This window comes from Shewanella putrefaciens, from assembly GCF_016406325.1.
Classification (GTDB): domain Bacteria; phylum Pseudomonadota; class Gammaproteobacteria; order Enterobacterales; family Shewanellaceae; genus Shewanella; species Shewanella putrefaciens.
The window spans coordinates 2,166,282-2,188,093 of sequence record NZ_CP066370.1 but is presented as its reverse complement, the minus strand read 5'-3'; the positions used below and the strand labels follow the sequence as shown (position 1 = coordinate 2,188,093).

The following is a 21,812-nucleotide window of genomic DNA, read 5'->3' as shown; positions in this document are numbered from 1 at the left end:
GTGGATAAAATACTTGATATAAGGAAGTAACGCTAAAAATATGGGTAAGGTACAAATAAAATAGGAGATCGCAAATAGGCCTATCTCCTTTAATGCTACGTGATGCTATTTTTGCAATTTTTCTATGCCAGTTAAAATCTGGTAGCCCACAGTCACCCGTGGTGGAACGGGATAATTTTTATTGCTTAGTAAGACGATCCCAAGCTTTTGCGCGGGGATAAAGGCGACATAGGCGGCAAAACCACCGGTTGAGCCTGTTTTATTGATCCACACATTTTGCTGCGGTTCAAGGGGTGGCAATATGGGGTTAACGGGCGTGCTACCAAACACCACTTCCTGAGTGTGGCCCATAAGTAGCTTATCGAGCTCAATCGGATAGGAATAATGTTCCCAAATCATATCTTGGGTCATTACGCCCACATCAAAGTATCCCCTGTGAGTCTCATCGATTGCCGTTTGCAGAGGTTTGGCAAGTGGGTGCATTTGCATATTGGCTTCCACAAATTGCAGCAGATCTGTGGCTGTAGTTTTAACGCCATAGGCTTCATCGGCTAATACGCCGGGATTGACCCGAACCGGCATATCTTGCTTATTGTAGCCTTGGGCATAATCGGCCATTTTGTCGCTGGGAACCTTGACATAGCTGCTGGTCATACCCAATTGCGGAAAGATTGTTTGTTCAAGTGCTTGCTGAAATGTTTGATTCAAACTCTGCGCGGCAATCATCCCGAGCAGGCCAATGCTTGGATTGGCGTAATTTCTGTGGGTCCCTGGGGCAAATGACGGTTGCCACTGTTTAAGATAAGCCATTAATTCTGCGTTGTTAGTGACTTTATCGGGTACTTGCATTGGCAGATCTCCCGCGGTGTGAGTCGCTAAGTTAATGAGACTAATCCCATCAAAATGACTGCCTTTTAATGCTGGTACATAGTCACTGGCCATATCCGTGAGAGTTAATTTGCCTTTAAGCTGTGCGTAGTTTGCCAGTGTCGCGGTAAAGGTTTTACTGATAGAGCCAATCTCGAACAGGGTATGTTCAGTCACACTTTGCCATGAGGTTTTAGAACTGACGCCATATCGATAAAAATACTGTTTACCATCAATAGTTAAGCCTATTACGGCACCGGGGATATGGTACTCAGTCATCAAAGGTTTAACCACAGAATCTACCAGCGATTGCATTTCCTTAGCATTTAAAGCTTGGGCTGCACTCACATTAGAAAATAGCGTTACACTGAGCAGTACGCTGCTTAATAATGGCATTGAAGCGAGTAGGGGATGTTGTTGCATAATTTACCTGTAATCAAAAATTGGATGTGCCTTTTATGGCGATAATGTATGGGGTGGATTGCGCCATTGATGGTCAAGGGATAAACTGCGTCGCCGCAATAGGGAAGATTAAAAGCCCTCCATTGCAGCTTATCATAAGTTTGAAAGAGAATTGGTTTTATGGCTCTAGCCCCCCCATGCCGTCCACCGTCTATATGAGTACCGTAAGTCTATTTCGACTAAGCCTTTTGGTGCCCGTGGCAAAAAATTGATCCGCTGCCCATTATGCCTTTTAGGTGAGCAGTTTTGTACCTGTGCGCTGCGCCGTCAGTTACAGACTCAAGCCAGTTTTTTGCTGATCATGTATAACGATGAAGTGTTAAAACCGACGAATAGTGGCCGACTCATTGCGGATCTTATTCCTGATACTCATGCCTATATTTGGTCACGTACAGAACCTGAAGCTGAGTTGCTTGGCTTGCTTGAGTCGCCGCAATATCAACCTTATTTAGTGTTTCCAGCCCAATATGCAGAGCAAGGGCAGATTGTACTAAATCAAGTACCTATGTCGACATTAGCTGAAGGTAAACGGCCGCTGCTGATCATGCTTGATGGCAGTTGGCGTGAAGCGATAAAAATGTTCCGTAAGAGTCCTTATTTGCACTCGTTGCCCTTATTATCATTCGATCCCGATACGCTTGCGACATATGCGCTACGAAAGGGGAGTCACGACTTTCAACTGGGTACCGCTGAGGTCGCTTCTTTAGCGTTAGCCGCGATAGGTGAGGAGGCAAATAGCAAAGCCCTTAGCACTTGGTTTGATTTGTTTGTTGAATCATCATTACTTGGTCGTAATCGGCGTTGTAGAGAAGATCTTTTACCCATTTCATCCTTTACAGATGCTGTTGAAGCGGCTTATGAAAAGGCAAATGCCATTTTGCCCAGCGTTTAATTTATTTCAGTGGAAGAACGAAACTTCACAAATAAAACTCCCCTAACAAGTAGGGGAGTTTTGCTTTAATTGCGTTTATTTTTAACTGCTATGGTTAAACCCCAACTTGTTTACCATCTTGCTTACGGATAAGCACTGTTGCAGAACGAGGGCGAAGAGTGGTTCCCGCTGGAGTTTGCTCAGCAGCATTGGTAGAGTAGGGCCAATTACCCGGATGTTGGATATTAATAAACATTGACGTGTAATCAGGGCTAACTGCAAATCCTGTCACTTCGCAATCATTAGGGCCAACAAAGAAGCGTTTTAATTCCATTTGGTTATTTGCTGTGACTGTCAGTTGTTTATCTTGGCTATCAACCAAGGTAGAAGGCACAATTGCTAACATCTGATCGTTAGTTTCTTCCGCGACTTCCTTAGCACCGTTGTCGGTCTGCACCCACAGAATACCCCGTTGGTCAAAAGCTAAACCATCGGGACTCGCAAATTGATTCAAATCCGTTAAACCTGATAAGTTTGTCTCGGCATTACCATCACTTGGTGAACCAAATACAAAAATATCCCATGTGAACTCTGTGACTTTATCACCTTCGTCCCAACGAATAATATGACCAAAGTTATTTTTAAGTCTTGGGTTTGCAGGATGTGCTTCGGTTCTTTTCGAGTTGTTGGTCAAGGTTAAATAGACTGAACCTGTAAAGGGATCAACAGCACACCATTCAGGACGATCCATCGGTGTTGCGCCAACAAGATCGGCGGCTCCTGCAGTATTGAGAATAATATCAGCCAAGCTGGCGAAAGTATCACCGAGTGTTTTACCGTCTGAGGTTTGGCTATCTAAGGTTAACGGTAACCAAACACCACCGCCATTTTCGTTGAATTTAGCAACATATAAAGTCCCTTCATCCATGTACTTATTACCCGTTTGTATACGATTGCTACTATTGGCATCTTTTGCATCCCAAGCAGCCGCTGAAACAAATTTATAGAGGTATTCAAAACGAGCATCATGACCCGAATAAAACACCACAGGTTTACCTTCAGTTAATTTTCCAAAAGTACAACCTTCATGGCGAAAACGTCCTAATGCGGTACGTTTTACTGCGCGTGATGCAGGATTGAACGGATCTATTTCTACAATATAACCATGACCGTTTGCTTCGTTGCGGTAATCATCTTGAGCATTTGCACCCTTGGGAGTGATATCAAAACGTGCAAATTCATCGAGGCGTTCTTCATCATGGCCAGCAAGATGGTCCCAACCATAACGTGTACTGGTTTTGCTGATACCAATGCGGCTTTGATCGGGTTTCAAAGTACCGCGGTTTGCAAAATACTCAGGCCAGTTTTCTTCACAAGTGAGATAAGTTCCCCATGGAGTATAACCATTGCCGCAGTTATTTAAGGTACCGCGGGCTTGACTGCCATCGGGTGAATAACGAGTTTCGAGCAGAGAGGTATAAGCCAGAGGGCCTGCCATATCCATTACTGTTGCGCCCGTGAAACGACGATTATGGCTGTCATTTAGAACGACTTCCCACTGATTATTAACCAGTTTGATCCGCACGACAGTGACACCATGGGCATTAATTTCTTTGCGAATTTCATCGACAATGGTGCGTAAACCTGTGGTGGCATCTACGGTCGGTCCGGCTGGGTGCAATGCATCTTCATCAATATATTCATGGTTTATACAGAGTAAGCCATCATTACCGGCATCATTTAATGGGAAAAAATGCATACCATCGTGATGCATCCCAACTGAATTGGCTTGATCGTCTGCAGTGTTACTGCCATCACTTTTCCATGGTGCGGCTTTTGAGTTTAACGGTGTTCCCCAAGGAGCGAGTACCTGTGCGGTGTAACCTTCCGGTATCACAACTGCATCCAGTCGAGCACCTGCCACAGATGTAAAGTTTAATTTGGCGCTGCTTTTTGTGGGAGGTAATGTGGGAACTGGATCAACTGGCGTCGGTGCTGGTGAGCTATCCGAACCACAACCTGTTAGTCCTATTCCTGCAAAAGCGGTCATGGCACCAAGGCCCAATCCGCTTTTGACAAAATTTCGGCGAGATAAATGCTTATCCAACACTTGGTTAAACGGCTCATTATTACTTTTATTATAAAGTGTAGGATCAAAGGTGGCCTTGCTCATATTTCACTCCAATATGTGATATGAATTAAATTTCGAGGCCCAGCCTAATGACTCTATGTGACAATAAAGTTGAATTTAGATGACAAAAATACTGCAATATCCTGAAATATTTTTATATTCACGGTCGAGTAAGTCATAAATCACGCTAAAATCAATTGATACAAAGCACGTGACATATACATACACTCACGTAAAATCAGTCATTCTGATATGTATCGTATGAGTTTCGTTGTAATCATTTTAGGGATATAAAAATGGCTGAGGACAGAAAAATTGCCGTGTTGTGCCGTATCGAGCCAGGTTGTCTTGGTCCTGATGGAAAAGATCATATTGAAGCTTTCTGTGCTTTAGCACAAAAGGCGATGCAACATTTTGATGTGGATGTTGGAACTTGGTTACTTACACCAAGGTACGATAAAACACTCGATGAAATGCAATATAGTGTGGCAAATAAACTGCTTTCACGGACACAGGCGAGTAAATACTTTCATCTGATTGGGCGTGATATTGAGGTTTTTGAAGAACGGTTTGAAAATAAATTAGCGTCACTGATTAATCTTTATCTAGCGCGAAAGTGATAACGTATTGATGTAATAAATTTTTATCGCTGTCTAAAAAGATTCCCATAACTTATGTAGCCTACCTAGCTTGCTACGCTAAACACGAAATGAACTAAGTCGATTCAGTCGGATCTCCTTATCGCAGTAATTAACCCCATAAAGTCGGACAAAATTTGTTAAACTGTACATCGGTTTCACATTTCAGCTTGTTCACTCCTAAGGTTAGGCAATGTTTCACTCAACCCCAGAAAAGCCTCTTGCAGATAAGGCTGACAGTTATAGCACTTTATTGCAGCAACAATTTGGTTTTTCAGCCTTTAGGAATGGTCAATACCAAACGATTTCGCAGCTATTAGCAGGACAATCTAGCCTCGCCATTTTTCCGACTGGATCAGGTAAGTCCTTGTGTTATCAATTTACTGCCTTACAGTTGCCCCATTTGACCTTAGTTGTATCCCCCTTGCTAGCATTAATGAAGGATCAACTTGAGTTTTTGCAAGCCAAGGGAATTGCAGCGGCAAGCATAGACTCAACTCTCAATGCTGAGCAGACTAAGCAAGTTATGATGGACGCGCGGTCGGGCAAGCTAAATATTTTGATGGTATCGGTTGAGCGTTTTAAAAATGAACGCTTTAGGCAGTTTATCCAGTCGGTTGCCATTTCAATGCTGGTTATTGATGAGGCGCACTGTATTTCAGAATGGGGACATAATTTCCGACCGGATTACTTAAAGTTACCCGATTATCGACGGGAGCTTGGGATCCCACTAGTGCTACTTTTAACGGCAACCGCAACCCGTAAGGTGAAGTTGGATATGGCGGCGCGGTTTGATATCGCTCCTAAACACATAGTTCAAACAGGATTCTATCGCCCCAATTTAGATTTATGTGTTATCCCTGTATTAAGCCAAGAAAAAAATGCATTACTGTATAGGCAAGTCCGCCAATATGCAGGAGCGGGTATTGTCTATGTCACTCTTCAACATACGGCAGAACAAGTTGCGGATTTGCTCACACAAGAAGGGATCCTTGCTCGTGCTTATCATGCAGGCTTTGACGATGTAAAACGCCAGCAAGTTCAACATGATTTTATGCAGGATAAAGTGCAAGTGGTGGTCGCGACGATTGCTTTTGGTATGGGGATAGATAAAAGCAATATTCGTTTTGTTATCCATTATGACTTACCTAAATCCATTGAGAATTACAGTCAAGAAATTGGGCGAGCGGGTCGAGACGGTCAACACTCGCACTGCGTGACCTTGGCTAATCTTGATGGAATGAATACAGTCGAAAATTTTGTTTATGGTGACACGCCAGAACGAAGCGGTATTGAGCTCATTATTGAAAATATCAAGCAAGAACAACATCAAGGACGTTGGGAACATCAGTTAAATACGTTATCTAGCATCAGTAATATCCGTCAGTTACCATTAAAAACACTGTTAGTTCAGTTAGAAATACAAGGCGTAATTAAACCGCTTTATGCTTACTATGCTGATGTAACCTATCGCTTCATCAAAGATAAATCAGAAATTTTAAGTGCATTTAATCCAGAGCGGCAGGCATTCTTATCGCAAATTTTTACTCACACACACATGAAGCGGGTTTGGGGTGTTTTAGATGTTGATGCACTTTACAGTGCAACGGGAGCTGAACGCAGTAAAGTATTAACAGCACTGGAATATCTGGCAGATAAACAATGGATTGAACTAGAAACTAAAAAAATTACCGATGTTTATCAAGTGAATAATACAATATTGGCTCAGATCTCCCTTGTAGACAATCTTCACCAATACTTTGTGGAAAAAGAACATAAAGAAATTTTACGTATTGGACAATTAGTGCGTTTTTTCGAATTAGATACGTGTCTGAGCTACAATTTATCTCGTTACTTTGATGACCAAAACACACCACAATATTGCGGCCATTGCAGTGTTTGCCGCGGAAATGTGGCTAAGTTAACGTATTCTGCAGATCCTGTTTGGCCTGATGAGTCACAAATCCGTGCCGATTTATTCGAACTACAAACCCACGTAAAAATGAAAGGTATACTTTCGCTGTCACTCGATACTCAATGCCGATTTCTAGCTGGCATGATGGTTCCTCTTTTTAGTCGACTACAGATCCGTAAACTCAAGGGATTTGGTCGTTGTGAAAAATTAAGATATGCAGAAATAAAACAGAAAGTTACGTCACTACTGGCGGGCTAGATGATAAAAGGATCGAACATGAATAAGGCTGTTAAAAAGATGCTCGCCAACCATGAGAGATTAATTCATTCAGGCGAAGTGACTGTGTTATCCCATACTCAAAGAGAAAAGGGCGAATGGGTGCAACATACAGTGATGCTCGAAAACTGTGATGTGCCATTTAAATTTCGTCGTGTAAAAAAATACAAAAATTTACAAGGGCAAAAAGTGAGTGTTGTCTATTATCCTGAAACAGAAATGGTGGCAGGTTTTGAAATCGAGATTATGCAAGTAGTTAGAATTAAAAGATTTTAGTAATGCCCATCGGATCTTGACTCTATCATGTCAGTCCAGATCCGAAGGGCATTTGCTTCAAACAGGATATTCAGAATATTTTATTTAGCATACTGAAAGGCAGAATCTACTTTCCACGTTCTAAAACGTAATTCAGTGCCTTCTGGTAGGTAAAATATTTTAGGTAAACGGCTATCGTAACGCATTGTTAACTCACCAGGAATGCGTACAAAAGCTTCTTTTTTAGCAAGTTCAAAGCAAGCCATCATGGTGCTTGGACCTTCTGAGACCTCATCCACTTGATAATAGTTGTAACCCCATCCCTGTACTGAATGTTCTTTCAGCTCGCCGTTTAAACTGTGTTTGTTACAGTCGATGAGTTGAGTCTGGCCTATTTGGACTTCAAGCATATAGTCTTCTTCATTCTCTAACTTAGGTAGTGTAAGAATATGTTGCACCATGCCTACATTAGGTACAGGGAACATTTTAGTGGCTTCTTGCTGCGTGTAATTTTTTGATGTGAAACTCATCACGCTGATCATAGGTGCATTTAATCCTGTTTGATTGGGTGGACTCACCGCAGCAGCGTTAAAAGATAACAATGCAAAAGTAAGAGGCACCATCGCAGCATTAAGTAGATGAGTCAATTTCATTGTGTTCTCCCTAATGGTTCAAATAAGTCGTCGTATAAACAAAAAGTTCCGCTCTTTGTCGAGCTTCTGCCCCTACAAACGAAACAGAATTTAAAAAGGGTTAAAAGTATTGGAAAATTTCACCCAATGAATTTGTTGTACCTCTTCAAGTTTAATTCATCTTCAACCGAGATGTGTACCCTAAGTGATATTGATGTAAGTGGTTTAAAAAATGAAGATAGCGATATGGTACTGAATGACCACTTAAGAAGTTTTAAAAGGCTCTTTTTGAAAATGCAGTGCTATAGGATTTTTTATTATCAACCAGATCATAGATGATGCAAAGCTAAGGAATATAAATATAGAAAAGGTAATAGAGCTGGGGCAATTGGATAAGATTGTTGAAGCATATGAATTTAAAGTGAGAATTGGTACACCCGAGTGGACTCGAACCACCGACCCCTACCATGTCAAGGTAGTGCTCTAACCAACTGAGCTACGGGTGCACTGTTTACTTTTTAATAAGAAGAAGTCACTTTTTATACTCTGTGAAAAGAGTGGTACACCCGAGTGGACTCGAACCACCGACCCCTACCATGTCAAGGTAGTGCTCTAACCAACTGAGCTACGGGTGCATTGTCTATTTTTTGGTAGTCTTAACCACCAATTTTCATCGCTTGTTCTCAAATGAGTAAGTAGTGATACTTTTATCAAACTGAGCTACAAGCCGTTTTAACAGCTATTGCGCTTTGGAGCGAGCGCTATATTAGGGTGATAGCGAAAGGCTGGCAAGCAAAAAAAACAATTTTATCGTCAAATGGTGAATTGCTGTGCAACTTGTCCAGAGTTTCAACATTGATATGCATAACCTTCTTATTGCGAGTGGTCTTGTTCCAATCGTTTCCATCAAAATCAAAACGATAAAAAATGGCGAGCCAAGAGGCTCGCCATTTTTATCGTTAATATCATAACTACGATTGCCGCTCATACTTCTTGCAATCTAAGTGAGCATTAATGGTGTGCGCTATCACCTTCAATAAGGCTTAAATGTACTCCATGCTTTTGGATATAGCGTAAGCGTATAAAAAACAGCAGCGCTGCCGAGGTCAGTCCTGCGATAAGTCCAGTCCAAAATCCGTGGGCGCCCATAGCTGGCACAATATAATCCGTATAAGCCAAGGTATAGCCTAGTGTCATGCCAATCCCCCAGTAGGAGAAGAGCGTGATATAAAAAGCACTACGAGTATCTTTATAGCCCCGTAGGGCGCCCGCCGCAACAACTTGGACTGAATCCGATAATTGATATAACGCGGCCATCAACATCAAACTACCAGCTAACACAACGACATCCGGGTCATTGTTATAGAGTTCGGCAATCTGGAATCTAAATAGTACCGTTAACACCGCAGTGGAAAGAGCGAGAGACAGCGCTAGCCATAACCCCACTTTGGCCACAACGGCAGAAATATCGCTACGATCTCGGCCTAAGTAATAACCAATTCTGATCGAAACTGCGATACCAATAGATAAAGGCAGCATAAAAACAATTGCGGAGAAGTTGAGGGCAATTTGGTGACTAGCTACAACAGTGGCACCTAAAGGCGCCAGAAGCAATGCAATGATTGCAAATAAACTCACTTCAAAAAACAGCGCCATAGCTATTGGCATGCCGAGCTTCGTCATTTTTTTCATCGTTTTAAACTCTGGTCGATGAAATTTACTGAAAGGAGCAAGTGCGGCAAATTTGCGGTGAAATTGCATATAAATAGTCATTGCAATCAGCATTGCCCAAAAAACCAAGGCCGTTGCAACCCCGCAACCCGCACCGCCCATTGCAGGAACGCCAAAGTGACCATAAATAAAAATGTAATTGGCAGGGATATTGACGGCTAATCCGACAAACCCAATAACCATTGTCGGTAAAGTGTATGAGATCCCTTCGCTACAGCCTCTTAATACTTGATATAACACAAATGCCGGTGCACCCCATAAAATACCGTCGATATAACCTATGGTTAAGCGGTACAATTCAGGTTCTAAGTCCATATGGCCAAGTACAAAAGGTGCCGATGCGAGGAAAATCATCACCCCAATGCCGCCAATGATGGCAAGATAGGCCCCTTGAAAGGCTAAAGGTTGAATCGCTTTTTGATTATTTGCACCATTAAAATGGGCAAATAAGGGGGTAAAAGCCATCAGTAAACCTTGAACAAATAAAATAGCGGGCAGCCAAAGGCTGGTTCCTACGGCCACAGCCGCCATATCAACGGCACTGACTCGTCCCGCCATAACAGTATCGATAAATCCCATCATTGTCTGGGTGACTTGGGCGATGAACACTGGCAGTGCAAGTTGGATTAAGCGTTTGGCTTGGAAGCCTGAATGTTTCATAAAATACAGCCTTTAACGAATAAGCGAGTAATAAATGTTTACAGGTATAGTTCAAGCCACCTGCGAGGTGGTTGCAATACATAAGAAAGATGGCCTAAATACCCTTGAGGTAGCGTTTAAACCTGATTTGCATGAGGGACTTGCGATTGGTGCAAGTGTGGCAAATAACGGGGTATGTCTTACAGTGACTCAGGTGGTTGATGATAGGGTATTTTTCGACGTAGTGGAAGAGACATTACGACTGACGAATCTCGCTAATTTGTCTGTAGGTCAATACGTTAATGTTGAACGCTCGTTAACTTTTGGTAGTGAAATTGGAGGGCATATTCTTTCTGGCCATATCCATACAAAGGCTAAAGTTACCAATATTAGCCACACAGAACAGCATTACGATTTGACATTGAGTATTGAACCTAAATGGATGGACTATATATTTTATAAAGGATTTGTAGGTGTAAATGGTTGCAGCCTAACGGTGGGTGAGGTGACAGAGACAAGTTTTATGTTGCACTTAATTCCAGAAACACTCAAGCTCACCAATTTAGGTCAGTGCAAGGTAGGTGATGAATTGAATATTGAAATCGACAGTCAAACGCAAGTCATCGTCGACACTGTCGAGCGTGTACTGGCCAAACGCTTGAGCGAGTATTCATTAAATAATTAATAAATTTGCTCATCATCTGAGTCTACGTATAACTCAATCGTGCGCCGCAACTCATCTATATGTAAGCGTAAATGGATTGGATTACAGCAAATTCGACAATCATCGTAATAATCTTGATCACCACTGCTGGCATCGATACTGATATGTTGATGATGCCCGCAGTGTGGACAGGCGATAACCTTATTCATGATCCTCATAATGTTACTCCTTCTTTCAAGTGGGATGAAAGAATATCCCCCATACGATACATGGCTGTTCCCATAGGGCTTACTAAGTATAGCTGCAATTGTAGTGAACCAAGTGAACGGATGAATTGCTCATACGGATCAAACATGACTCTTTTACCGTAATTAGCCTCTCAATTTCATCACTAGCAAGTTGCCAACACACTGCAAAATCATGAATTTGCCTTTATTGCGCAATGCCACGCAATTTAGCCAATTTACTTGCACCCCTTGACGCCAATCCCGTAGAATAAACGCCCTGCTACGCAAGGCGGCTAAGACTCCTGTACTGTCTTAACCTAGCGAGCATTTCTCTTACATTAACTAAAACCAAGTGGCCCTACGTGTGGGTCACCACTGGAAAGGACATTTCATGCCTGTAATTACACTTCCCGATGGTAGCAAACGCGAGTTTGCTCATGCTGTATCGACTCTCGATGTCGCCGCTGATATAGGCCCTGGTCTTGCTAAAGCTTGTATCGCTGGCCGCGTTAATGGCGAATTAAAAGATGCTTGCGATCTCATTGAAACCGATGCTGAGCTATCAATCATTACCGCCAAAGACGAAGAAGGTGTTGAAATTCTTCGCCATTCTTGCGCGCATTTATTAGGTCACGCGATTAAGCAAATGTGGCCAGAAACCAAGATGGCGATAGGTCCTGCTATCGATAATGGCTTTTATTACGATATCGACCTTGAGCACAAGCTGACTCAAGATGACATCGAAGCCTTAGAAAAGCGCATGCTTCAACTGGCAAAAACCAACTATGACGTTGTAAAACGTGTCGTTAGCTGGCAAGAAGCCCGTGATACATTCGCGGCGCGCGGTGAAGAGTATAAGATTGCCATTCTGGATGAAAATATCAGCAAAGACGCGACACCTGCGCTATATCATCACGAAGAATACACAGACATGTGTCGTGGACCGCACGTACCTAATATGCGTTTCTGCCAACATTTCAAATTAATGAGCATTGCCGGCGCTTATTGGCGTGGCAACTCAGAAAATAAGATGTTGCAACGTATCTATGGTACCGCTTGGGCCGACAAAAAAGCCCTGAGTACACACTTAACCCGTCTTGAAGAAGCGGCTAAGCGTGACCACCGTAAAATCGGTAAGCAGCTCGACTTGTATCATATGCAAGAAGAAGCGCCTGGTATGGTGTTTTGGCATAACGACGGTTGGAGCATCTTCCTCGAATTAGAAAGATTCATTCGCCGTAAGCTAAACCAATACACTTACCAAGAGGTGAAAGGCCCATTAATGATGGACCGCGTGTTGTGGGAGCGTTCTGGTCACTGGGACAAATACTCAGAAGCCATGTTCACGACCAGCAGTGAAAACCGCGAATATGCTATCAAGCCGATGAACTGCCCAGGCCACGTGCAGATCTTCAACCAAGGCTTGAAATCTTACCGCGACTTGCCACTGCGTATGGCGGAATTTGGTTGCTGCCACCGTAATGAACCTTCAGGCTCATTGCATGGATTAATGCGTGTACGTGGTTTTACCCAAGATGATGCCCATATTTTCTGTACTGAGGATCAAGTTCAAGAAGAAGTGAGTGCCTGTATCCAAATGGTATACGACACATATTCTACTTTCGGTTTTGAAAACATCGTCGTAAAACTGTCGACGCGCCCAGAAAAACGTATCGGTGACGATGCCATGTGGGACAGAGCAGAAGAAGCATTAAAACAGGCTTTACGTGCAAACAACATTGAGTTCACCCTTTTACCAGGTGAAGGTGCGTTCTACGGCCCCAAAATCGAATTTACTTTACACGATTGTTTGGACCGTGCATGGCAATGTGGTACTGTGCAGCTCGATTATGCTTTACCAAACCGTCTTGGTGCAACTTATGTTGCCGAAGATAACAGCCGTCAGACCCCTGTCATGATCCATCGTGCTATTTTAGGCTCTTTGGAACGATTCTTGGGTATCTTGATAGAAGAATATGCAGGACGTTTCCCAACGTGGTTGGCCCCAATGCAAGTTGTTGTGATGAATATCACCGACAAACAGGCTGATTATGTTCAAGAAATCGTCAAATTCTTCAAAGAACAAGGTATTCGAGCGTCTTTTGACTTGAGGAATGAGAAAATAGGCTTTAAAATACGCGAGCACACCTTAAGGCGTGTCCCTTATTTGTTGGTCGTTGGCGATCAAGAAATGGAAAATAAGGAAGTAGCGGTGCGTACCCGTGATGGTATCGATTTAGGTAAGATGCGACTTGAAGATTTCGCCACTAAAATCCATCAACAGATTTCGCTCCGTAGTCTCAAATTGTTGGAGGAATAGGTCATAAAGATCAAAAAAACAGCAGGGCGTCAGCCGGCCCCTAATAGAATCAATGAAGAAATCACAGGCGTACCTGAAGTACGTTTAACAGGCATTGATGGTGAAGCTATTGGTGTGGTAAGCATCAGAGATGCTCAGAATTTGGCCGATGACGCAGGTGTAGACCTAGTAGAAATCAGCCCAAATGCTGAACCTCCAGTATGTCGCATTATGGACTACGGTAAGTTCCTCTTTGATAAAGCGAAAGCGCAAAAGGAACAAAAGAAGAAGCAAAAGCAGGTTCAGGTTAAGGAAATTAAATTCCGTCCTGGAACTGACGAAAACGACTATCAGGTAAAACTACGCAACCTGATACGTTTTCTGGAAGACGGGGACAAAGCGAAGATTACGCTGCGTTTCCGAGGTCGCGAAATGGCCCACCAAAACCTAGGTATGGATCTTCTGAACCGTATCAAGGCTGATTTGGACGAGTATGCGGTTGTTGAATCTTTCCCTAAAATGGAAGGTCGACAAGCAATTATGGTGCTAGCGCCTAAAAAGAAATAAGTAGGGCAACCCTAAAGTAGCAAAGGTCTATGGCCTTTGCTCGCCTTGCTTTTTATATAACATCCCAATGCGGAGTTTTAGTAATGCCTAAAATGAAAACCGACAGAGGTGTAGCGAAACGTTTTAAGAAAACCGCCAATGGTTTCAAGCGTAAGCAAGCACATTTACGTCACATTTTGACCAAGAAAAGTACTAAACGTAAGCGCCACTTACGTGCTAAATGTTTAGTATCAAAAGCTGACGTTCCAGCAATCGCGCGTCAATTACCTTACGCTTAATTTAGGAGATTAGAAAATGCCAAGAGTTAAGCGTGGTGTAACCGCTCGTGCTCGTCACAAGAAAGTTTTAAAACTAGCTAAAGGTTATTATGGCGCTCGTAGCCGTACTTACCGTGTTGCTGTACAAGCAGTCACTAAAGCTGGCCAATATGCTTACCGTGACCGTCGTCAGAAAAAACGTCAATTCCGTCAACTGTGGATTGCACGTATTAATGCTGCGGCTCGTCAAAATGGTCTGTCTTACAGCCGTTTCATCAACGGTCTGAAAAAGGCGTCTATCGAAATCGATCGTAAGATTTTGGCTGACATCGCTGTATTCGATAAAGTTGTATTTGCAACGTTAGTCGAAAAAGCAAAAGAAGCATTAAACTAAGAAATTAGTTTGTTGCTGTAGAGAAGGGACCATTTGGTCCCTTTTTTTGTGCGCTATTTTTGATTACCGAATAATGTTATTTACCTAAGCACTCATAACTGATTCGTTATTGAGAATAGTGAAGCAAAGGCTCTGAGCGCGTGAATCCTATTGATTTACTTTGCCCGTAAAAAGTTTGTGATCAGTTAACAATGTTGAGCACAAAAAATAGCAGGCAAAGCCTGCTATCTGTTCAAAAAGTGAGTCGTATTATTTTTTAGCGTCTAAATAACGCTCGGCATCGAGTGCTGCCATACAACCAGTGCCTGCAGAAGTAATAGCTTGGCGATAATGTTGGTCCATCACGTCGCCGCAAGCAAAGACACCTTCAATACTGGTTTGGGTCGCATTACCTTGAAGACCACTTTGTACTTTTAAGTAGCCATGGTTCATCTCTAATTGGCCTTCGAAGATACTGGTGTTGGGGCTGTGGCCAATCGCGACAAATACGCCAGCAACGGCTAAGTCAGTAATAGAGTCATCTTTAGTGCTCTTCATCTTAAGGCCGGTAACGCCCATGGCATCACCAACCACTTCATCCATAGTTTGATTTAAGTGGAGGATAATATTGCCGTTGGCGACTTTATCCATCAGACGGTCAATCAGAATTTTTTCTGAGCGGAAAGTGTCACGACGATGAATAAGATGCACTTCAGCCGCTATGTTGCTTAAATACAAGGCTTCTTCAACCGCAGTGTTACCACCACCAATCACAGCAACTTTTTGATTACGATAGAAAAAACCATCACAGGTCGCACAGGCTGATACGCCACGGCCCTTGAATGCTTCTTCCGACTCAAGCCCTAAGTAACGGGCAGAAGCGCCTGTTGCAATGATCAACGCATCACAACTGTACTCGCCGTTGTCGCCTTTCAAACGGAAAGGGCGCTCGGTAAGGGTTACTTCGTTGATATGATCGAACAAAATTTCAGTATTGAACTTTTCAGCATGCTTCTGCATACGTTCCATCAAGGCTGGACCGGTTAAGTCATCTGCATCCCCCGGCCAATTTTCAACTTCAGTCGTCGTGGTTAGTTGGCCACCTTGCTGCATACCTGTGATCATCACGGGTTTTAAATTAGCACGCGCAGCATAAACGGCTGCGGTATATCCTGCTGGGCCTGAACCCAAAATCAATAAGTTACAATGTCTGATCTGGCTCATTATTATCTCCGTGCCTTTAGCAAATTAGGGCGATTGTAGGGAATTTACCTGTAGGGGTAAAGCGCAGTTTGGCGATTATTTTAGATTATGCTCATCGATTAATGATGACGTGTTGAGCATGTGGATTTACGCTGTCAACTTTTTAGGATTTATTTAGTTTGCTATTTTGTCATCATAATAAAAAAACGGCCTCAAAATATTGAGGCCGGTAGAACATTTGTTACATCAAGATAAGAGGTTATCAGAAAACAAATTAGGCAAATAAGGTTGTTGGCGCAGTGTATTCAAGGTTAAGTGCATGGGCAACTTCTTTACAGACGACTTTACCATGCATGACGCTCAGACCGTTGAGCAGGTGTTTATCCTGTAACAATGCTTCTTTATAACCTAAATTCGCTAACTTAAGAATGTACGGTAGCGTTGCATTGTTCAGTGCGAAAGTGGAAGTGCGAGCAACGGCACCTGGCATGTTCGCTACACAATAATGTACAACATCATCAACAATATAAGTTGGATCTTGATGCGTGGTTGCGTGTGACGTTTCAACACAACCGCCTTGATCGATTGCCACATCAACGATAGCGCTACCAGGTTTCATGCGGGAAATCATGCTACGAGTCACCAATTTAGGGGCTGCAGCCCCCGGGATCAGCACGCCACCAATCACAAGATCAGCCTCAATAACATGACGTTCAATAGCATCAGCGGTGGAGTAAATCGCTTTTACAGCAGAACCAAATTGTACATTTAAACGGCGCAGTGCTTCAATGCTGCGATCAAGTACAACAACATCAGCACCCATTCCAACTGCCATTTGAGCGGCGTTAGTACCGACCATTCCGCCGCCAATAATGACGACTTTGGCGGGCTCAACACCAGGTACGCCGCCGAGTAACATACCTCTACCACCAGAAGATTTTTCTAATGCCATCGCACCAGCTTGGATCGACATACGACCCGCGACTTCTGACATAGGGGCTAGCAAGGGAAGGCCGCCACGATCGTCGGTCACCGTTTCGTAAGCGATACATACGGCACCACTTTTAATTAAATCTTCCGTTTGGGGTAAGTCAGGCGCTAAATGTAGATAAGTGAATAAGATTTGATCGTGACGCAACATTGCGCGTTCAACAGCTTGAGGCTCTTTTACCTTTACAATCATCTCTGCTTTAGCATAAACGTCTGATGCGGTCGCTAAAATTGTGGCGCCAGCATCAACATAATCCTGATTTGAAAAACCTATTCCCGTGCCGGCATTTGTTTCAACAAATACTTCGTGGCCTTTTATGGTTAATTCACGAACACTTGAAGGGACCATGCCGACACGATACTCGTGGTTTTTAATTTCCTTTGGAACACCAATAATCATCTTTGAGCCTCAATTGCCTGAAAACCCACTTTTAATGGGCATAATTGTTATTTTATCGTGACCTGAACGTGATTAATTCAGGGATATCTAGTATAGTAGCGGCGATGCAGTTTATGCTGCTGAACTTTGGACATACGTAGAATAAAATGTTGTTTTAGTGATAAAGCAAGGTTAAATAAATGGCATATAATAAAAAGAGTCCTGTAAAAGACTTGGATCGCATCGATCGCAACATTCTGAATGAATTACAGATTGATGGCCGCATTTCAAATGTGGAGCTATCAAAAAGAGTAGGGCTAAGTCCTACTCCGTGTTTAGAAAGAGTGAAACGACTCGAAAAGCAGGGATATATCAACGGTTATACTGCGCTGGTTAATCCTCATTTCCTGGGTGCATCCCTACTGGTATTCGTGGAAATCACATTAAGCCGTGATACTCCCGAAGTGTTTGATAAGTTTAATCGTGCAGTGCAACTACTCGATGATATTCAAGAATGTCATTTAGTTTCTGGCGATTTTGATTACTTATTAAAAACGCGAGTTTCTGATATGTCGGCATACCGCCGTCTACTTGGGGAAACATTGCTCAAATTACCTTCTGTTTCTGATACTCGCACTTATGTTGTAATGGAAGAAGTTAAACACACCAGTCGCGTAGCAATAAATCATCTACTCTCAGATATCTAAATTACCCTGATTGTTTGGTTTTACCATAAGGGGCCAAGGCCCCTTATTTATTAATCTGTGTACCGTTTTTACCTTATCGTTAACCTTGCACAGCCCTTAAGCTTAGCAGTTTAGGGGCTTATTTTTGTGTCAGTTTTGTATAAATCACATTTGGGAAGTCGTTGTGTCATAAACGATTGTTGCCCAAAAAACACCCATTGCGCAATGTTAGGTTAATTTTTACTAATTATGCCCACATCTTAGGAGAAAATCCGGCTAATATGCTCCACATTTAGTAGGATTCTGGTATCGTTAGCTCACCTGTTTTCACTTTTTATGGATTATGTCGTTTGTCTCAAGGAAATAGTGTACGCACGCTCACTGGGCTGCAACGTCTGCTAGAAGGCGGACTCATCATTTGTTGTGTTCTTGCCACTTATATTTTACTTGCCTTAACCAGCTTTAGTCCGTCCGATCCTGGTTGGAGTCAATCGCATTTTCAAGGCGATATAAAAAACTGGACTGGTGCAGTGGGGGCGTGGATAGCCGATATTCTATTGTACTTTTTCGGGGTAACGGCTTATATCATGCCGATCATCGTGGCCTCTACCGGATGGCTACTTTTTAAGCGCGCCCATGATTTACTTGAAATTGATTACTTTTCGGTTGCACTACGGATTATTGGTTTTTTATTGCTTATTCTGGGTGTCTCGGCCTTAGCGAGCATGAATGCAAATAATATCTATGAGTTTTCTGCAGGGGGCGTTGCGGGTGATGTGATAGGGCAAGCAATGTTGCCGTATTTCAATAAGCTTGGTACTACCTTGTTATTACTCTGTTTTTTAGGGTCTGGCTTCACATTGTTGACGGGAATAAGTTGGCTGACGGTGGTAGAAAAGGTCGGTTTTGCTTCCATTTGGCTCTATAAAAGACTTAAAAGTTTGCCTCAAGTTTTTAAGCGAGAAGATGAAACTGAAGATACTCGTGGCTTTATGTCTGTCGTGGATAAATTTAAGCAACGCCGTGACTCCCAACATGTACTTGAACAACCTCGTATGCGGGAACCCGCGATGGCGATAGCTGCAGCTAACCATGATGACACTATCATGGATGAAGTCCCGAGCAAAAAAGCTAAGTTGTCCTCACTTGCAAAAATTCTGAGTTTAAATGGAGCTAGAAATAAATCTAATCAAAGAGTTGAACCCCAAATAGATCATCAGGCGATTGCTGAACATGGTCATTTTGAGACTCCGCCTTGGGTAGCGAAGCAAAATACAGTACATGATGAGGTTGCTGATCTTGATACTCATGTATTTGATATTGATGAACATGAACCCATATTCAGTCATGACGCGTTGACTGATGATGCTGAGGATGAGGAATTAGGCTTTAGTGATGATGATGTGATTGATTTTGATACTAAAGTGTCAACAGGTGCTGTGAATCAAGCGCAGCGTAAGCTGCAAGATCAAAAAGCTAAAATTGTCGATGGTATTGTGGTGTTGCCAGGACAAGAAGACAAACCCGCACCGAAAAAACCGATGGATCCTTTGCCCAGCATCAGCTTATTGGATATACCCGATCGTAAGAAGAATCCAATAAGTCCTGAAGAACTTGACCAAGTTGCCCGTTTGGTTGAAGTTAAATTAGCAGATTTCAATATTATCGCTAATGTCGTTGGGGTTTATCCTGGTCCTGTTATCACCCGTTTTGAATTAGAACTGGCTCCAGGTGTTAAAGCATCAAAGATATCTAATCTATCTAAGGATTTAGCGCGCTCTTTATTGGCTGAAAGTGTGCGAGTTGTTGAAGTTATTCCTGGCAAGGCTTATGTCGGACTCGAATTACCCAATAAATTCCGCGAAACCGTGTTTATGCGCGATGTGCTAGATTGTGCCGCCTTTACTGAGAGTAAATCCAACTTAACTATGGTATTAGGCCAAGATATTGCCGGTGATCCAGTTGTTGTTGATCTTGGTAAAATGCCACATTTATTAGTAGCCGGTACGACGGGCTCTGGTAAGTCAGTGGGCGTAAACGTGATGATCACCAGTTTACTGTACAAGTCAGGCCCTGAAGATGTGCGCTTTATTATGATAGATCCCAAAATGTTGGAGCTTTCTGTCTATGAAGGCATCCCACATTTGTTGTGTGAAGTCGTCACCGATATGAAAGAAGCCGCAAATGCACTACGTTGGTGTGTGGGCGAGATGGAGCGCCGCTACAAACTGATGTCAATGATGGGCGTACGTAATATCAAAGGATATAACGCTAAGATTGCTGAAGCAAAAGCGAACGGTGAAGTGATTTTAGATCCAATGTGGAAGTCGTCGGACAGCATGGAACCCGAAGCGCCCGCGTTAGATAAGTTGCCTTCGATTGTCGTCGTGGTCGACGAATTTGCTGACATGATGATGATTGTCGGTAAAAAAGTAGAAGAATTGATAGCTCGTATCGCTCAAAAAGCGCGTGCTGCCGGGATCCATTTAATCCTTGCAACTCAAAGACCGTCGGTGGATGTGATCACCGGTTTAATTAAAGCCAACATCCCTACACGTATGGCGTTCCAAGTCTCATCGCGGATCGATTCGCGCACGATTTTGGACCAACAGGGCGCAGAAACCTTGCTAGGTATGGGGGATATGCTGTTTTTACCACCAGGAACTGCAGTACCCAATCGGGTTCATGGCGCCTTTATTGACGATCATGAAGTTCACCGTGTAGTGGCTGATTGGTGTGCCCGCGGTAAACCACAGTATATTGATGAAATTCTCAATGGTGTCAGTGATGGTGAGCAGGTATTGCTGCCAGGAGAAACCGCGGAGTCTGATGAGGAGTATGATCCGCTTTATGATGAAGCCGTCGCTTTTGTGACTGAAACTCGTCGGGGATCCATTTCCAGCGTGCAACGTAAGTTTAAGATTGGTTATAACCGCGCTGCACGTATTATTGAACAGATGGAAATGCAAGGAATAGTATCGGCGCAGGGGCATAATGGTAACCGCGAAGTGCTGGCGCCTCCGCCCCCAAAACATTATTAATTGTGGGCTCAATGCCGACGATTAGGCCAGATGAAAGTCTGGCCATGTTAACGACTTTTAAGCAGTAAGGATTAAGATGAAAAACCTTTTATGCGCAGTGATGTTAACGTCACCTTTATTATATAGCACTGCTGTTTTTGCTGATGATGCGCAGCAACTTAGGAACACACTGGTTAACACGGCCTCACTCAAGGCGGATTTTAAGCAAACCGTGACCGATGTGAACAAAAAAGTTATCCAAACTGGCTCTGGTATCTTAGCTCTAGCACATCCAAACCAATTTTATTGGCACTTAACCTCACCCGATGAATCACAAATCGTCGCTGATGGAAAAGATTTGTGGATTTACAATCCTTTTGCCGAGGAAGTGGTGATTATGGATTTTGCAGAGGCAATCAATGCCTCACCTATTGCATTATTAGTTCACCGAGATGACACCACTTGGTCACAATATTCGGTGACCAAGAAGCAAGATTGTTATGACATTCGACCTAAAGCTATTGATTCGGGCATTGTGACTGTGAGTGTGTGTTTTAAAAATTCACAACTGACTAAGTTCAATGTACTTGATGACAAAGGAAATCTCAGCCAGTTTGATTTAAGCAATCAAAAAGTCATCACAACTGAAGACAAGGCGTTGTTTAAGTTTGTTTTACCTGAGAATGTCGATATCGATGATCAGCGTCTTAAAACGCTTAACTAGGTCAGA

Annotated in this window: 19 protein-coding genes and 2 tRNA genes; 12 read left to right on the top strand and 9 right to left on the bottom strand. The window is 42.9% G+C overall.

The genetic code is table 11. The features are described from left to right. Positions 1–105: 105 nt before the first annotated feature. Positions 106–1,290 carry a class C beta-lactamase gene (gene ampC / locus JEZ96_RS09855; protein WP_011789308.1) on the bottom strand — a complete coding sequence of 395 codons (1,185 nt, stop codon included), beginning with the start codon at positions 1,288–1,290 and terminating at the stop codon, positions 106–108. A 211-nt stretch (positions 1,291–1,501) separates the two neighbouring features. Between ampC and JEZ96_RS09850 the strand changes: the two genes are divergently transcribed. Next, on the top strand, positions 1,502–2,221 hold the full coding sequence (locus JEZ96_RS09850; protein WP_128090080.1) for a tRNA-uridine aminocarboxypropyltransferase: 720 nt from the start codon (positions 1,502–1,504) through the stop codon (positions 2,219–2,221). A gap of 94 nt (positions 2,222–2,315) precedes the next feature. On the opposite strand, the gene JEZ96_RS09845 is transcribed toward JEZ96_RS09850, so the two are convergent. After that, positions 2,316–4,373, bottom strand: a complete 2,058-nt coding sequence (locus tag JEZ96_RS09845) for a PhoX family protein (RefSeq protein WP_025007673.1) — start codon at positions 4,371–4,373, stop codon at positions 2,316–2,318. A 254-nt stretch (positions 4,374–4,627) separates the two neighbouring features. Here JEZ96_RS09845 and JEZ96_RS09840 point away from each other — a divergent pair, with 254 nt between their 5' ends. From JEZ96_RS09840 to JEZ96_RS09830, 3 genes are all read left to right on the top strand, one after another. Beyond that, positions 4,628–4,951, top strand: a complete 324-nt coding sequence (locus JEZ96_RS09840; RefSeq protein WP_011789311.1) for a hypothetical protein — start codon at positions 4,628–4,630, stop codon at positions 4,949–4,951. Between the two features lie 211 nt (positions 4,952–5,162). Beyond that, positions 5,163–7,142: a RecQ family ATP-dependent DNA helicase gene (locus tag JEZ96_RS09835; protein WP_025007672.1), complete on the top strand. Its 1,980-nt coding sequence runs from the start codon at positions 5,163–5,165 to the stop codon at positions 7,140–7,142. Between the two features lie 18 nt (positions 7,143–7,160). After that, positions 7,161–7,436: a hypothetical protein gene (locus tag JEZ96_RS09830; RefSeq protein WP_011789313.1), complete on the top strand. Its 276-nt coding sequence runs from the start codon at positions 7,161–7,163 to the stop codon at positions 7,434–7,436. Positions 7,437–7,516: 80 nt separating this feature from the next. Here the strand turns inward: JEZ96_RS09830 and eco are convergent, their stop codons facing one another. The 4 genes from eco to JEZ96_RS09810 form a co-directional block, all read right to left on the bottom strand. After that, positions 7,517–8,068, bottom strand: coding sequence for a serine protease inhibitor ecotin (eco, locus tag JEZ96_RS09825; RefSeq protein WP_011789314.1), 552 nt, complete (start codon positions 8,066–8,068; stop codon positions 7,517–7,519). A gap of 408 nt (positions 8,069–8,476) precedes the next feature. Further along, positions 8,477–8,553, bottom strand: a tRNA-Val gene (locus JEZ96_RS09820). A gap of 52 nt (positions 8,554–8,605) precedes the next feature. Further along, positions 8,606–8,682, bottom strand: a tRNA-Val gene (locus tag JEZ96_RS09815). A 376-nt stretch (positions 8,683–9,058) separates the two neighbouring features. Then, on the bottom strand, positions 9,059–10,438 hold the full coding sequence (locus tag JEZ96_RS09810) for an MATE family efflux transporter (RefSeq protein WP_011789315.1): 1,380 nt from the start codon (positions 10,436–10,438) through the stop codon (positions 9,059–9,061). 34 nt (positions 10,439–10,472) lie between these two features. Here JEZ96_RS09810 and JEZ96_RS09805 point away from each other — a divergent pair, with 34 nt between their 5' ends. Beyond that, positions 10,473–11,102 (top strand): riboflavin synthase, encoded by a 630-nt coding sequence (locus JEZ96_RS09805; RefSeq protein ID WP_014610563.1) that lies wholly within the window; start codon positions 10,473–10,475, stop codon positions 11,100–11,102. Here JEZ96_RS09805 and JEZ96_RS09800 read toward each other — a convergent pair. Next, positions 11,099–11,299, bottom strand: a complete 201-nt coding sequence (locus JEZ96_RS09800) for a CPXCG motif-containing cysteine-rich protein (protein ID WP_011789317.1) — start codon at positions 11,297–11,299, stop codon at positions 11,099–11,101. The two genes, JEZ96_RS09805 and JEZ96_RS09800, sit on opposite strands and share 4 nt — an antisense overlap. Positions 11,300–11,699: 400 nt before the next feature. On the opposite strand from JEZ96_RS09800, the gene thrS reads away from it, so the two are divergent. From thrS to rplT, 4 genes are all read left to right on the top strand, one after another. Then, positions 11,700–13,628 (top strand): threonine--tRNA ligase, encoded by a 1,929-nt coding sequence (gene thrS / locus JEZ96_RS09795; RefSeq protein WP_128090082.1) that lies wholly within the window; start codon positions 11,700–11,702, stop codon positions 13,626–13,628. Positions 13,629–13,631: 3 nt separating this feature from the next. After that, complete coding sequence (infC, locus tag JEZ96_RS09790) at positions 13,632–14,174, top strand: translation initiation factor IF-3 (RefSeq protein WP_082785965.1); 543 nt, start codon at positions 13,632–13,634, stop codon at positions 14,172–14,174. Between the two features lie 83 nt (positions 14,175–14,257). Continuing rightward, positions 14,258–14,452, top strand: a complete 195-nt coding sequence (gene rpmI / locus JEZ96_RS09785; protein ID WP_011919318.1) for a 50S ribosomal protein L35 — start codon at positions 14,258–14,260, stop codon at positions 14,450–14,452. Between the two features lie 16 nt (positions 14,453–14,468). Further along, complete coding sequence (gene rplT / locus JEZ96_RS09780) at positions 14,469–14,825, top strand: 50S ribosomal protein L20 (protein WP_006081652.1); 357 nt, start codon at positions 14,469–14,471, stop codon at positions 14,823–14,825. Positions 14,826–15,074: 249 nt separating this feature from the next. Here the strand turns inward: rplT and trxB are convergent, their stop codons facing one another. Then, positions 15,075–16,028 (bottom strand): thioredoxin-disulfide reductase, encoded by a 954-nt coding sequence (gene trxB / locus JEZ96_RS09775; protein ID WP_025007668.1) that lies wholly within the window; start codon positions 16,026–16,028, stop codon positions 15,075–15,077. Between the two features lie 253 nt (positions 16,029–16,281). Then, positions 16,282–17,397: an alanine dehydrogenase gene (gene ald, locus JEZ96_RS09770; RefSeq protein ID WP_128090083.1), complete on the bottom strand. Its 1,116-nt coding sequence runs from the start codon at positions 17,395–17,397 to the stop codon at positions 16,282–16,284. A gap of 179 nt (positions 17,398–17,576) precedes the next feature. Between ald and lrp the strand changes: the two genes are divergently transcribed. The 3 genes from lrp to lolA all read left to right on the top strand — a co-directional run bounded on the left by lrp (position 17,577) and on the right by lolA (position 21,806). Beyond that, the gene (lrp, locus tag JEZ96_RS09765; protein ID WP_007647640.1) at positions 17,577–18,083 is read left to right on the top strand and encodes a leucine-responsive transcriptional regulator Lrp; all 507 of its coding nucleotides are present in this window, start codon (positions 17,577–17,579) and stop codon (positions 18,081–18,083) included. A 329-nt stretch (positions 18,084–18,412) separates the two neighbouring features. Next, a complete protein-coding gene (locus tag JEZ96_RS09760; protein WP_025007667.1) occupies positions 18,413–21,103 on the top strand; it encodes a DNA translocase FtsK in 2,691 nt (896 codons plus the stop codon). Positions 21,104–21,179: 76 nt separating this feature from the next. After that, positions 21,180–21,806, top strand: a complete 627-nt coding sequence (gene lolA / locus JEZ96_RS09755) for an outer membrane lipoprotein chaperone LolA (protein WP_025007666.1) — start codon at positions 21,180–21,182, stop codon at positions 21,804–21,806. Positions 21,807–21,812 lie beyond the last annotated feature (6 nt).

Excerpts from the sequence above, each read along its gene's own strand:
- JEZ96_RS09810 (WP_011789315.1), bottom strand. The coding sequence starts at position 10,438 with ATGAAACATTCAGGCTTCCAAGCCAAACGCTTAATCCAACTTGCACTG.
- JEZ96_RS09800 (WP_011789317.1), bottom strand. The coding sequence starts at position 11,299 with ATGAGGATCATGAATAAGGTTATCGCCTGTCCACACTGCGGGCATCAT.
- JEZ96_RS09805 (WP_014610563.1), top strand. The coding sequence starts at position 10,473 with ATGTTTACAGGTATAGTTCAAGCCACCTGCGAGGTGGTTGCAATACAT.
- eco (WP_011789314.1), bottom strand. The coding sequence starts at position 8,068 with ATGAAATTGACTCATCTACTTAATGCTGCGATGGTGCCTCTTACTTTT.
- ampC (WP_011789308.1), bottom strand. The coding sequence starts at position 1,290 with ATGCAACAACATCCCCTACTCGCTTCAATGCCATTATTAAGCAGCGTA.
- thrS (WP_128090082.1), top strand. The coding sequence starts at position 11,700 with ATGCCTGTAATTACACTTCCCGATGGTAGCAAACGCGAGTTTGCTCAT.
- rplT (WP_006081652.1), top strand. The coding sequence starts at position 14,469 with ATGCCAAGAGTTAAGCGTGGTGTAACCGCTCGTGCTCGTCACAAGAAA.
- lrp (WP_007647640.1), top strand. The coding sequence starts at position 17,577 with ATGGCATATAATAAAAAGAGTCCTGTAAAAGACTTGGATCGCATCGAT.
- JEZ96_RS09840 (WP_011789311.1), top strand. The coding sequence starts at position 4,628 with ATGGCTGAGGACAGAAAAATTGCCGTGTTGTGCCGTATCGAGCCAGGT.
- ald (WP_128090083.1), bottom strand. The coding sequence starts at position 17,397 with ATGATTATTGGTGTTCCAAAGGAAATTAAAAACCACGAGTATCGTGTC.
- JEZ96_RS09845 (WP_025007673.1), bottom strand. The coding sequence starts at position 4,373 with ATGAGCAAGGCCACCTTTGATCCTACACTTTATAATAAAAGTAATAAT.
- JEZ96_RS09830 (WP_011789313.1), top strand. The coding sequence starts at position 7,161 with ATGAATAAGGCTGTTAAAAAGATGCTCGCCAACCATGAGAGATTAATT.
- trxB (WP_025007668.1), bottom strand. The coding sequence starts at position 16,028 with ATGAGCCAGATCAGACATTGTAACTTATTGATTTTGGGTTCAGGCCCA.
- lolA (WP_025007666.1), top strand. The coding sequence starts at position 21,180 with ATGAAAAACCTTTTATGCGCAGTGATGTTAACGTCACCTTTATTATAT.
- JEZ96_RS09835 (WP_025007672.1), top strand. The coding sequence starts at position 5,163 with ATGTTTCACTCAACCCCAGAAAAGCCTCTTGCAGATAAGGCTGACAGT.
- rpmI (WP_011919318.1), top strand. The coding sequence starts at position 14,258 with ATGCCTAAAATGAAAACCGACAGAGGTGTAGCGAAACGTTTTAAGAAA.